Consider the following 13,255-nt stretch of genomic DNA (forward strand, 5'->3'; position numbering starts at 1 on the left):
TTTCACATCTACCATGTAAATCTTTTTCTTGGACAAGGTAAGTTGAACAAGCTATGCAACATACAATCGACTATACCAAACCAAAAGGAGGTTCATATGGTTACAGTCTTGGGAACAAGCATGGTGTTGTTTACGGTGATTTATGCAGAGAAAAAAGGATGGGTCGATAGAGAAAAAGTAAGGGTCATCATGCAAGTTGGAATGAATGTTGGTATTTTGGGAAGCTTGCTCTACTTTTTGTATATGTTGTCCTTTTTCCTGCCCTCCTTATGACCAGGGTTCCGACTAGGCTAGAAGAGGAAAAGGAATAGGTTAACTATGATACGGACGGGATTTGGAAGCTTCCTTTCTTAAGGAACTATCTAAAGAAGATAAAAAGGAGGAAAAAGAATTATGTGGGAGCTCATGACGATTCCTCTTTTAACGGGTGCTGCTGCTTTGTGGTTGGGTAGGAATACATTTAGCGAGGAACATAGAATCGTCCACCAGCTTTTTGAGCAATACCATATTAGCGTAAAAGACGGAAAAGAACGTCGGTATCCCAAGCTTGTTCGAGAATGCAAAAGTACCAAAAGGGTCAAGCTCATTTATCGCACCCCTTTAGCCTTAGAAGAAAAAACATTGCGAACGTTACAACAGATTTTATCCGTCACCTTAGATCAAGAAGTGAATGTATCGTTCAAGAAATGGCTCATCATTGAGATTTCCAAAGATAAAATGCCTTCGTATGTGTCCTATCAAGACGTTCCACATCGAAAAGGATGGATGATTCCCTTAGGGAAAAACCATCAGGGATGGCATTTTCATCATTTTGACCATACGCCTCATACTACGATCTCTGGAACGACGCGTTTTGGAAAAACGATCATGATGAAAGTCATGATGACGTACCTTATTGAACATCACCCTTTGGATGTTCAATTTATCATTATCGACTTAAAGGGCGGATTAGAGTTTAATCGATATAAGAACCTTCAACAAGTGAAATGGGTTGCCAGTAATCCAAGTGAGGCCTTATATGTCTTAAAAGAAATACAGAAGGATATGGAAGAACGGATGGAACGTTTTAAGCGTCAAGGGTGGTCTAATATTGTAGACACTCCCCTCTCGCAACGTCTGTTTGTGTTAATTGATGAAGCCGCCCAACTCATGCCTGAAAAGTTTATGGAGAAAGAAGAAAAGAAGACGTTAGCGCAGTGTCAATCGATCCTCAGTGAAATTGCACGCCTAGGAGGCGCTCTAGGCGTTCGATTGGTGTATGGCACCCAATACCCTACTTCGAATGTATTGAATGGCTCGATCAAGCAAAATGCGGATTTAAAGGTGAGTTTTCGTCTAGGAAGTGATTATGCGTCCAAGGTAGCCCTTGATGCGTATGGAGCCGAAACCTTACCTTCGGATATCAAAGGGCGTGCCTTGATTAAAACGCATAAAGTGAAAGAAGTGCAAGTCCCCTACCTCAACCATGAGGAGATATGGAAACGGATTGGAGGGTATGAAGTTGCAAAACAAACAATTATGCCAGACAAGACAGGAGCAGATTATGTACGCCTTGGATAGGTTGGAATGTATGAGTCGATCTCAGTTACAGTCCCTTTTTCAGTTGAAAAGTGTCCGCAATGCCAATCGTGTTCTCTATAATATGAGTCCCTTTTTAAACCATAAACGTCTTCATGAAAATGTCTACTATTTATCACAAAAAGGACGTCAACACATTGGTTCAGAGAAAACCAAGCCTTCTTTAACACAGTTAGAACATAAAGTACGACGGAATGATATTTACTTGTATTATGGATGTCCAAAGGATTGGAAAGTGGAACGGCCGAATGAATGGAGGATCCAAGGAGAACAGTATAAGCTCATTTGTGATGCTCGCTTTTCCCTTCACGGTGTCATTTGCTTTGTGGAAGTGGATCTCAAACAGAAGATGCTCGAAAACAAGAAAAAAATTAGGTTATATCGTTCCCTATTTCAAGCTTTAGGAGAACAGCAAGCTTTACTCATCTTCTACACGACTACTCAGGTGAGAAAAGAAAGGCTCCTAACCTGGTGCAAAGAGCATAAAATCAATGCAGAAATTCTAACAATTGAAGATTTTGAAAATTATTTTCTGTAAACTCTACAAAAGACATAGTTCTTAATATGAGCAAAGGAAAGACCATTGAAGCCTTGAAGAGAACAATTTTTCTTTTAGATCTATGTTCTAAAAGAAAATATAAAATAAAAAAATAATAGCTCATTTAAGAGATTTATATAAAAATAGGTCGAATATGTCATTGTGTTCATTGGTAGAGTTTGCTATAATAACAGCAATTAAACAGTTCGGAATTGCAAAAAGGTTCAAGGCAATCGTAGTGATGCTACCAACATCCTACGACGGCTCACCGTGATCACTCCACGGTAAACACTTACCTCAAACCTTGCTGCGTTTTTTATGTTTGTATTGTACGACATATTTAACGTAATTTCAAGGGGTTTGTTGTATTCTCTTTTCAAAAGGGCGTGTTTACCGCATTTTTAAACGGTAAATAGGTCCTTTTTCTTTTTCCGCAAGAAAAAAGGAGAGAAAAGAGATGTTAATTTTTAACGATGATTTTGCCCGGATGCAAGACTATAAATCTTATACGAAAGCAAAAAATGAACAAAAACAAATGAAGTACAAACTATTAGAAATGGTTGAATCAGTTTTTGAAGATTCATTTGCTCGTTTGAAGCCAGAGACACGAAACGCTATTGATATGATTTGCTTCTTAGCAACGGATAAAGGCTTTGTTTATGCAAAAGATACATATTTTGCTAAGGAGCATAACATTTCTGCTCGTACAATTCGTCGTGTGATGAAAACCCTAGAAGACGCTGGAAAGATCGTGAAGGCTCATCGATCTTCGTCTAAACATAATGGTCGTGGTGCAGCCGTTTATTTCTTTGTGGATCATCCTTGTTTTACACACTGGCAACAATATTTCGGTTTTGATGTCCAAGCTGATGTCCAAGCAGAAAGCACTGAAATCCCTTGTGAGAGTAAGGATGAAGGTGCAAAAAAAGTTTCTACCTATTATTTACCTAATAATTATATTAAAGATCATTTTATGTACAAAACGATTCCTTTTATCAAAGGAGTACCAAAATTAATTAATCATACCTTTAAACATATCTTTAAAGAAGCTCTCAAAGATTTCTATTTACGAATACGTATGGCTTCTCAAAAAATATGCCAATCGGGCTCTATAACTCTTTCTAAGAAGGATATTCACTCTGTTGCATATGAATCTATTCATGTTCTTTTTACATACATAAAAACGCGTTCTATGAGCTTTGAAGAGCAATGCAAATTGGTTTATCAAATTGCATTAAATAAGTTTAACGATTTAGTCAAAATAGAAGATAAAAATGATGATAGTGAGTCTATAACATTATCACGTAAAATGGTACGTAAAGAAATGCTTCCAGAATGGTTTCAGGAACAACAAGAAAAGGAAAAAACAACAGACACTGAAGTAGATCTGTGTAGAGAAGAAACTGAAGAAGAAGAAATAGCTAGAATGAAAGCTATTTTAGCCCACTATGCCTAATAAGTACGGACTTAAATTCTTTTAATCAATTAATTTCAAAAGATATCAAACTGTAGAAAAAAGAAGCCAAAAAAAATGGCTCCTTAAAACTTATTTAAAATCATTTTGTAATGTCTCTGTATATAAAGGACACTAGATGTCTAAATTTTTGAGAACATCCCTTTCTCTACAAGGAGATCTTAATAAATTACATGTATATTTTTAATCTTCTATAACGCCAAGGAATTTATTGTATACATTTCTAATGTGGCTTGATGTAATATTACTTTGAATAAGGGGGAATGTTTATATTTTATAATTCACAATGTCCCCTTCTCCCATGGTATATATGAATCCCTCTTTATATTATTTTCATAACTACTCATGTGTTAGTGTAATTATAGTTAGGTATTCCAAACTTAACTCTTGGAAAAGAGACGTTGAAAAAAGCTTTTCTTTTCCTGGGAGACTGCAATTTGTTCTTTAATATTCTCGAGTTCTTTTAGTACATCTTGTAGTTGTTGTTCCCTTTCAACTAATTGTTGCTGTAATTCTTTCTCTCGAACCTCGTTTTGTTGTTGTTGTTCTAGATAAGTATTTTTTAATTCTGTAAGCACCTCTTCTGCTTCTTCATGTGGACTTCTCTCTTTTAACGATACACTCTTCATCTTTTCTATAGTATCGCTTAGACGTTCCTCGTGACGCTCTAAACGTTCCGACACTAATTGTGACACCCGTTCCTCTATATGTTCTTCCCTTTGGTCCAAGAACTTTGTGAAAATATTGTTTAAATGCTTTTCCATCTGTTCCTCAAATTGCTTGCCAATTCGTCCAGCAATACGGACTTCCATATCTTCAAGTTCGCCTTTTAATTCATATATAATGTGTTGAATCATGAGGTTGTTGACTTCTTGCTGGGCTTTATTACGATCATTGTCACGGAGGAACGTAGACAGTTCCATATTATCTCTTTCAGTAGGCGCATAATCTTTAGCAATTATTTCAGCTACTTGAGATTTTGTAATATTCGGCTGCTTTAACACAGACTGAAATTTACGTAAAGCAATTACATCATGTTCTGTAAACGCTCGATTTTCCCGATTTTTTCCGTCTTTTACTTTAAGGAACGTGTATCCGTTCTTCTCTAATTCCAAACACCACTTCCTAAGATAACTATCACTAATTCCTAATGATTCGGCAACCTCTTTTGTCCAATATGCTTTTGGAATTTTGTCACTGTTCCCGTTCCACTGTTCTTCACTCATTATTAGATCCCCTTTATACTTTATATATTGATAATAAAACTTCTTCTTTTAAAGCGCAAAACCTTTGTTAATAAAAAATATTAATATATGCTTAGGAACCGTCCCCGTTCCATCGTTCCTTATTTATAAAGTCGCGATAACTCAGTAAGGTCAATTAATTATTATAATGAAGAATTTCAAATGAATTAGTCCGTTCGTGTGTTCTTGGTTCGTTCTAAATATACATATAATTCGTCTTTGTATCTAGATTTCAATTACCTTGAACTTAATTAACACAATAGGAACTGTTCCCGTTCCAACATTCCTTGTTTAGAAGGTACAATGGTTAAGTAAGGACAATTAATTACTAAGCGAAAGACTACTAAAGGAATTGAGCCGTTCGCATGTTCTTAGTTCGTTCCAAATATACATATAATTCATCTTTTTGTCTAGATAACATTAACCTAAAACTCGATTTATATAAGTGGAACTGTTCCCGTTCCATCGTTCTTTTTTATAGAATTATAAGAAAACAAAGTGTTCTTAGTTCGTTCCGCATATTATATAATAAATTATATATAAAAATTATAATTATTTTATTGATATCATAAGAAGCCAATAAAGAATTTAATATTTTTTAGTGAAAAAACATAAATATAGTATATAATTTATATATATATTATTTATTTTAAAGTATTTTAGGTTAATTAGCTAAAATTATTTAATAAATATATAAAAACATTACCTAAAATAAATAATAAATATAATTAATTGAAGAGAAGTGGGGTTTAGTGTTAAAAATAATCCTTTTGAACATTATTGGGAATAACAAAATGAAGATTTCTGGATCAGAAATGGAGGGAATGGTTAAAATTTCAAATGGTTAGAAATGAATTAACTGCAAATCTTCCATTCATGAAAAACATAGTATTGATTTATCTTTGATTAATCCTTTAGATTATGTGTCGGCAAGAAGTATGCAAAAACAATATGAAGAAGAGAGAACACTTTCAAGCATTAAAAGTAGAAAATGATAAGAGTATTGGTGATTCCAGTTAGCCAACATTAATGATGTTCTTTAGCAATTTTATAAAGTATATAAAAAAAGAGGGTTAATGACTCTAACTTTATGAATTCTAAAATTAGGCATAGTGATCTTGAAAGTGAAACAACAGCGTAGGTTTACAAAATAGAAAGGACCCTTATTTTAAAGTATAAAATAATTCTATTCAAAGATAGACTTACTGATTAAAACCTTGTATCAGATCGAGGTAAGGGCGAAACAATCCTCTTCAGATTGGGAAGCATTAGTTGCTTGCTTTGTATCAAAAACGGATGAAAAAAGAATGGGTGGACGTCAAGGGAAGGAAAGTAAAAATAGAGGAAGGGGGGCGAGAGGCTGAGCTTGTTTAAAACCCGATATGGGGTCTCGAATTGATACAGAAAAGTTGAAACAGCAGTTCAACTTTTATTAAATGAAGATGAAATTTGGATGAAGGAAGAAAGCATTCATCTCTATCAAGACGAGAAGAAAATGTTAAAGGAAAAGCTCAAAAAGTTAAACGGAAAAGAGCAAGATTTAGCTACTAATTGTTAAACCACAGGGGGACGCTGAGGGGACTACGGGTTGATTTGAGGGGACGTTGAGGGGACATCTAGCGCTTTTCCTTGATATCACCGTTTTACTAGGCTTTGCCTAGTCTATCACCCCATGTGATAGCAAAAATCCCTTATGCTCTTCAGGTTTTCAAGATGTCGTGCACTTTATTTAGAGAAAGGATGAATGTAATGGGAATCATCATGCTAAATATTGATTCAGCTGTTATGAAAAAGTTTGATGAATTGTCAAAAGAAAAAGGAATTTTACAACAAGTATTCTTACAATAAATTCTTAATAAAACTTTCTTTAAAGGGGAAAATAACTAAAACCAAAAGGAGGATTTACTATGAATAAAAAGCATGAGAATAGTGCATTTACAGTAGTAGGAACAAACATTGATGAGGTTAAAAAATACAATGAACAATCTGGCATGTCTTACAATGAAGTAAAAGAATGGTTGGCTAAGACAAATGGAGGTCATGGCACAGAGATCTATAGTGATACCAATATTGAGGAAGTAAAAAAGAAGCTTCAACAATCTACAGAAAGTAAAAAGTAGTAACAAAAGATAAGTAATCTTCTTAAGATACATAGGCTTGAATTTTGGAATTAGATTGACAGTCATCTACAAAACAAAGATTCAAGCCGATCCTTTTTATATTAAAGTTCATCTTTTTTTATACTGAAAAGGAAGACTTAATTTTGGTTGACTTAGCACCATTTTTCATTTTCCAATTCCATGTTGTCTGCTGATATTGTTCCTTTGATTCTTTTATTATAGGAAAGGTGAAAATAGAATTATAATATGCTAAATTACTAAAAATGTAGATTAAAATCCTATTTCTATTGCTTTTTTGTTTTTATAGATAAACAATAGTGTATAAGATATATATACTATAATGAGAAAAAAGATAAGGAGGGAGAACGATGGCACATAAAATCAGTGTAACAGGCCGTCCGACAAGCTCAATTCAAGATTACGGAAAGTATCTGACTTTTGATATGGAGGAAAAAGGGAGCCCAAATGCTCCAAAAGGGATTCCTTTTCGGAGTAAGGCAATTACATATACGGTGGTTCTCAGCTTAAAACAATTTAATAAGCTAAACATAAATCGAGAGGAGTTTTTTCAAAGACGTTTTCTCGTCCAGGGCGAGCCTTGTTTAGATATTCCATTTGAACAATGTACAGGTGAGATAGGTGTTATTTGTATGCAACTACAAGAAATTGAAGACAAAGGGAAAGAGAACAAAGAAACGCCAAAAAAGGGCTCAAGAGCTCAAAAATCAGAAGAAAATAAACAACAAGAAGAACCTAAAAAAGAGGAAGTCAAAAAGCAAATTTTTGTTCCAGAAGGGACAAGAAACTGGATGTCTTTAGAGGATATTAAGGTTCCAGAAGCCTTTCTTCAATTTACACCAGGAATCGCTAAACAAAAGATAGTGGAAGAAAGCATTGAGAAGAATGGAACTGTAGATAAACCAATTATTATTGATCCTGAAACCCATGAACTCGTGGATAGTTATAGTCGTTATTATGTAGCAAAACAGAGAAATTTAGATCGTGTTCCTGTTCATTACTAAACAATTTATTCTGTACTCGCAAATTAATATAAAAAACCCCTATTTATAATAGGGGTTTTTTATATTAATTGAGTCAGCTCATATTTAAGGGAGGAAGTCTTAGAAATATTATGGATAATGTATAAGATAAATATGCAACCTTCAGTTCAGATTAATTGAAAACCTGTAATGGGGGAGAAGGGGCTATGCTATAAAGCATTCAACACCTATAAAATGGCTGCAAGAAGACCTATAGATTCTTTGAATAACAAAAAGTTTACGATTTGATAACTTTTCTGAGGATACATAATAATAATTCATTTACTATGAATTATTATTAATAAAAAGGAATCTTTGGCTTATGCATAGTAATAAATTACCTCATTTGAACTGAAATTAATGTAACATACATCTAAAAACACAATATTTATTTAACCCCTTTACTATGTAATCGCTTTCAACTATACTAAGAAATTGGGATGGTTACTATTTTATTGATATAATAATATAGAAACTAAGAGAGTTTACACTAGGATTTGTGCAGAACTCCTCTTACCTAACAAAATCTAAATTCACACAAGCAGAAAGGGGAAGAGGCTATGAGTGATTTACTGAAGAAGAAATCTATTACGCAATTATTGAAACAAGGGGAAAGTAAGACATTAGAGAAAACGATGGGGGCGTTTGATTTAACATTACTAGGAATTGGCGCGGTTATTGGGACAGGAGTGTTAGTTTTAACAGGTCTAGTAGCAGCAAATGACGCTGGCCCATCCGTTATTATTTCTTTCATTTTGGCGGCTATCGTATGTGGATTTGCGGCTCTTTGCTATGCAGAGTTTGCTTCCACTCTCCCGGTATCAGGAAGTGTATATACGTATACCTACGCAACGATTGGTGAGGCTATTGCCCATCTTATGGGATGGACGCTACTCTCCGTTTATATATTAACAACAGCCACAGTTGCAAGTGGATGGTCTTCGTACTTTAATCAATTTTTAGAGGGATTTAACCTAGGTTTGCCAAAGGAACTTGTAACAATTCCAGCAGATGGAGGGATTGTTAATCTTCCAGCCATTATGATTACTTTACTTATTACATGGCTTCTTTCAAGAGGAACAAAAGAAAGTAAGAAAGTAAATAATTTCATGGTGTTAGTGAAACTTGTTGTCATTGGTCTTTTCGTTATAGTCGGAGCTTTTTATGTAAAACCTGAAAACTGGACCCCATTTGCGCCTTTCGGAATAGAGGGGATTATGGCAGGGTCTGCAGCTGTTTTCTTTGCCTTTTTGGGGTTTGATGCATTATCAACATCAGCAGAGGAAGTAAAAAACCCACAACGGGATCTACCGATTGGAATTATTGCCTCTTTAGTAGTATGTACGATAATTTATGTTTTAGTATGTCTTGTTATGACAGGGGTTGTACCGTACACTGAGCTTAATGTTCCAGAAGCAATGGCTTATGTATTACATGCGGTTGGACAAGACGCAGTTGCTGGAATTGTGACAATCGGAGCAATTATTGGAATTATGGCTGTAATTTTTGCTTATATCTATGCAGCAACTCGAGTACTATTTTCAATGAGCCGCGATGGTTTATTACCAAAGAGCTTTTCAAAAACAAATGAAAAGACTGGTGCTCCTGTATTTTCAACATGGCTAATAGGAATTATCAGTAGTGTAATTGGAGGAGTCATTAATTTAAAAGAACTCTCCAACTTAGCGAATATTGGAGCTTTGTTAACCTTTGGGATGGTAGGCGTTGGAATTATTATCCTACGTAAAACACATCCAAATTTAGAAAGAGGATTCAGAGTACCCCTTGTACCGGTCCTACCACTTGTGTCTTGTTTATGTTGTTTATTCTTAATGGTTAACCTGCCAGGTAGCACATGGTTATATTTTAGTGGTTGGTTAGTTTTAGGTATTGTCGTTTATTTTGGATATTCTCGTCATCATAGTAAGTTGCAAAAAGGCGGGGAAACCGAAGAGATACAGAAGCAGAAGGCAAACTAATTATAATGAGTTAAAAAACAAATTAGGGGAATTTTAATATACTTTTTGAATTGATTCTCGTGCTAAATACTGGGGGAGTATTGCTTGCTATAGAATTAATTTTGTTCGGAATAAGAAAATTAAGACCGCCTTATACAATAATAGTTATTGTGTAAGGCGGTCTTTTCTATATTTATTAATTAAGTTTCTTGTATTCCTCCCTTTCCTGACATCCAAAATACTTTTCATTACTTTGCCTTCTTATAATTTGTTTTATATAGACTAAAAGATGATCCTTACTTCAACGATTAAACCAATGCCATTTAAGTGCCTCTTTTTCTATTGTCTTGACAAATTTATCTTTACCATTACTATAACCATTGATATTATTTGGGAATTTACGAGCTAGTTTAGCTTTTAATTCTCCATATTGCTTTCTTATTTCTGGATTTTGACAAAGATAATTCCTAAAAGATAGGTGCCTTTCAATGTCCTGAATATTATCATATTGAAACGCATGAACCTGATGAGTTCGGTTATTTTCCCCCTTACGATAATACCTTCTTTGTTTAATTCCAAACTCACCCATAATCTCATAACCAAGCTTTTCGAACTGTTGAGAGTAATCATCCAATGCTTTAATATCATTGACTACAAGGAGGATATCAATAATAGGCTTTGCTTTTAAATCAGGAATAGAAGTACTTCCAATATGAAAACTGTTCACTAATTCCTTCTGGAGGATTTCTTCAATTAATTTTACTTCTTTTGAATATTCATATTTCCACTTTGGATTATGTTCTACTACTGTAATATTCATGTTTTCCCTCCTTAAATTTTTAATTCCAGATAAGATAAAATACTTTAAATTACAAAACCATAGAACTTTCTTCAATCTTAACTTTGGGGTGCTGGTAATGCGTATTGTATTATATAAAGTTTATCTACTATGTTTAGTGTATAGGTAAAGTACGATAAGGGGGGGTGTGGTAGGTGTGGGGATGTTTTCCATGATAAAGAGAAGTGTGGAACCAACAAAAAGAGCTTTCCTTTTATGTAAAAGAGCAGTAAATTAACAACAAGGGGAATTATGGAAGATGTAGGGAGCATTTCCACAAGCATATAGTAGTTGTTGTAAGGAAAACAAACAAATACAGGTCTAAATTCTACATTCATTTTGTAATTTGTAAAGTTGGATTTGAGAGGTGAGATTTGTATTTTTTAAAATCTACCTAAATGCAAATCTCACCTTTCATTACGTTAGGAATAAACAAGTTCCCTCTCATAAACTACTTTTGCGAACTGTCTTACCTCTTGTATCGTATTTAGCCGTTGAACTTCACGTGAAAACTCACCCGTTCCACTTATATGATAAGACTTTTTAAAAAAACGAATAGGGGTTGTATAGTACTTATTGTTTGTAAACATAAGAGATTTATAAATGACAACTCCTAAATTATTAGGGAAACGACAGATAATCTTCAAATCATCTTCTTTCTCTAAATCTGTATCAGCCGAACAGATAAAGTCTTCTAAGACAGGCTCTTTCATTTATCATTTCCTCCTTTTCCATTACTACCTAATTATAAAGTAATTATACTCTAAATGTATGTTTATCCTTTTATTAATTTCCACTTTTTCTTAAGTGATAATGATTTGGATAAGTGTATATAGAAAATGAATATAAGTAGTTTTTAATTAAAATAGAAAATATCATCTTGTCTGAATATTATTAACTTTCTCTAGATGGTCATCCTTTCAGAGTATCTTTCGTATTGTATAAAGAATATATTTCTAGTTATATAAAATAATGTATTTCTTCTTTTTAGGGAGTGTATAAGATGGAATTGAACGAATCAGAACAATTAGTAAAACGTTTAACGCAATCAAAAGAGCATATTATGAGATGTATGCTAAATTTTATGAAGGAAACAGAGAGTATTAAAGAAGAAATGAAACAAAGAGGTATAGAGACAACGAACATTACGAGTACATTGACTCTTAATCAAGTTCATAAAGAAAAGTTAGAAGCTTATCTAATTGCTATCCAACTGTTCAAATCTAATCCTACAGAATGTTTTAATCTAACTTTACTACGAAAACATGTACAGGAACGCGTAGATTATCCTCTTCCTTCCAATGCCTATTTCATTGAGAAGATTCAGGAGATTAATCCCTTCATACAAAAAGTAAGGCACGGTTGTTATCAATATATTGATAATTTTTTAGAAAAAGAAAATTATTAAATAAGGATTTTGATAGATTCAGATATGATCACTTTAAATCATGACTATAAAGAGTGCATAAGCCATCTGGTTTTTATGCACTCTTTTTCTATTGGGGGATCAAAGAATCTTACTATGTTAACGATGTATAAAATACTGTATCAGGAGAAGAGATCCTATAAAGTAGCGAATAACCTAGGATTTATAGGTAGCAACTATAGGTTGCGGAGGATAGCAACGATTATTATCTTTACTTTCAACACTAGGATTAACAATAATGGATTATATATTACGAAAAGGTGATTATGTATATGATTTTTAGTCAGAGATTAAAAAAAGAGAGAATAAATAAGGGATGGTCTCAGGAAGAGTTAGCCAAAAAACTTTTTGTCAGTCGTCAATCTGTCTCTAAGTGGGAAAATGGTCAGAACTATCCCAGTATCGAAATTATTATTAAAATAAGTGATCTTTTTAATGTAACGATTGACGAATTATTAAGGAGTGATGAAGAATTGACGGAGAAGGTTATTAAAGATAGCAAGCAACTAGCACATCCGAAGCTAAAATTTATGTTTGACGTATTGTTTTTAATAGGTGCTGTTTTTTGGATAATTAAAATTGGTATTATTGTTCTAAATAAATTTACTACTTTGGATTTCACTTTTTATGGTGGGTGGTTCCTATGGAATTTCGGCGTTTTAATTTTAACGGTTGGTGCAGCGATTGGTTCCAGTATTGTAAAAGAAAAATATAAAGAGGATTAGAACAAGGGATGCCTTTATAAGAAAAATGAGTTATTCGTAAAAGTATATGTAAACGAAAAAAAAGCGCACACTTGCTGTTACTGAGCAGGTTTGCGCTTTTATTACTTCCTTCGTATTATGTGAAATAGGGATATATGTGTTACATATAGTGCTCTTTAGTTTCATTATTATAAATATATAGTTTATTACCTAAGGCTTGTTTACCAGGATTCTTTCTGTTACTATACCGTATGAGACAATGCAAAAAGCAACTTTATTTTTTGTGTGAATAGAGTGAGGCTATCTTATTTCTTTTATTTAGAACGTTTATAGGT

12 protein-coding genes are annotated in these 13,255 nt (G+C 33.6%); 9 read left to right on the top strand and 3 right to left on the bottom strand.

All coding sequences use genetic code 11. The features are described from left to right. The first annotated feature begins 96 nt into the window (after window positions 1-96). The 4 genes from B9N79_RS26300 to B9N79_RS23595 all read left to right on the top strand — a co-directional run bounded on the left by B9N79_RS26300 (window position 97) and on the right by B9N79_RS23595 (window position 3,572). A complete protein-coding gene (locus B9N79_RS26300) occupies window positions 97-273 on the top strand; it encodes a hypothetical protein (protein WP_167555147.1) in 177 nt (58 codons plus the stop codon). Window positions 274-393: 120 nt separating this feature from the next. Then, window positions 394-1,560, top strand: a complete 1,167-nt coding sequence (locus B9N79_RS23585; protein ID WP_085119191.1) for an FtsK/SpoIIIE domain-containing protein — start codon at window positions 394-396, stop codon at window positions 1,558-1,560. 10 nt (window positions 1,561-1,570) lie between these two features. Continuing rightward, a complete protein-coding gene (locus B9N79_RS23590; protein WP_240516722.1) occupies window positions 1,571-2,116 on the top strand; it encodes a replication-relaxation family protein in 546 nt (181 codons plus the stop codon). Between the two features lie 457 nt (window positions 2,117-2,573). Then, window positions 2,574-3,572 carry a hypothetical protein gene (locus B9N79_RS23595; protein ID WP_085119195.1) on the top strand — a complete coding sequence of 333 codons (999 nt, stop codon included), beginning with the start codon at window positions 2,574-2,576 and terminating at the stop codon, window positions 3,570-3,572. A 398-nt stretch (window positions 3,573-3,970) separates the two neighbouring features. Here B9N79_RS23595 and B9N79_RS23600 read toward each other — a convergent pair whose 3' ends face one another. Then, window positions 3,971-4,816, bottom strand: coding sequence for a hypothetical protein (locus B9N79_RS23600; protein ID WP_052264243.1), 846 nt, complete (start codon window positions 4,814-4,816; stop codon window positions 3,971-3,973). A gap of 1,925 nt (window positions 4,817-6,741) precedes the next feature. On the opposite strand from B9N79_RS23600, the gene B9N79_RS23605 reads away from it, so the two are divergent. The 3 genes from B9N79_RS23605 (at window position 6,742) to B9N79_RS23615 (ending at window position 9,973) form a co-directional block, all read left to right on the top strand. After that, entirely contained in the window at window positions 6,742-6,954 is a 213-nt protein-coding gene (locus B9N79_RS23605; RefSeq protein ID WP_085119197.1) for a gamma-type small acid-soluble spore protein, read from the top strand. 368 nt (window positions 6,955-7,322) lie between these two features. Then, complete coding sequence (locus B9N79_RS23610) at window positions 7,323-7,976, top strand: ParB N-terminal domain-containing protein (RefSeq protein ID WP_040057297.1); 654 nt, start codon at window positions 7,323-7,325, stop codon at window positions 7,974-7,976. Window positions 7,977-8,554: 578 nt separating this feature from the next. After that, window positions 8,555-9,973: an amino acid permease gene (locus tag B9N79_RS23615; RefSeq protein WP_085119199.1), complete on the top strand. Its 1,419-nt coding sequence runs from the start codon at window positions 8,555-8,557 to the stop codon at window positions 9,971-9,973. Between the two features lie 280 nt (window positions 9,974-10,253). Here B9N79_RS23615 and B9N79_RS23620 read toward each other — a convergent pair whose 3' ends face one another. Together B9N79_RS23620 and B9N79_RS23625 are read right to left on the bottom strand one after the other, a co-directional pair. After that, on the bottom strand, window positions 10,254-10,772 hold the full coding sequence (locus B9N79_RS23620; RefSeq protein WP_085119201.1) for a GrpB family protein: 519 nt from the start codon (window positions 10,770-10,772) through the stop codon (window positions 10,254-10,256). Window positions 10,773-11,212: 440 nt separating this feature from the next. After that, a complete protein-coding gene (locus B9N79_RS23625) occupies window positions 11,213-11,503 on the bottom strand; it encodes a hypothetical protein (protein ID WP_040057295.1) in 291 nt (96 codons plus the stop codon). A gap of 290 nt (window positions 11,504-11,793) precedes the next feature. Between B9N79_RS23625 and B9N79_RS23630 the strand changes: the two genes are divergently transcribed. Both B9N79_RS23630 and B9N79_RS23635 read left to right on the top strand, forming a co-directional pair. Next, on the top strand, window positions 11,794-12,198 hold the full coding sequence (locus tag B9N79_RS23630; RefSeq protein ID WP_019392739.1) for a Rok-like winged helix domain-containing protein: 405 nt from the start codon (window positions 11,794-11,796) through the stop codon (window positions 12,196-12,198). Between the two features lie 290 nt (window positions 12,199-12,488). Continuing rightward, window positions 12,489-12,941: a helix-turn-helix domain-containing protein gene (locus B9N79_RS23635; RefSeq protein WP_085119204.1), complete on the top strand. Its 453-nt coding sequence runs from the start codon at window positions 12,489-12,491 to the stop codon at window positions 12,939-12,941. Window positions 12,942-13,255: the final 314 nt, after the last annotated feature.

It is taken from the genome of Priestia filamentosa (assembly GCF_900177535.1).
GTDB classification, from domain to species: Bacteria; Bacillota; Bacilli; order Bacillales; family Bacillaceae_H; genus Bacillus_I; species Bacillus_I filamentosa.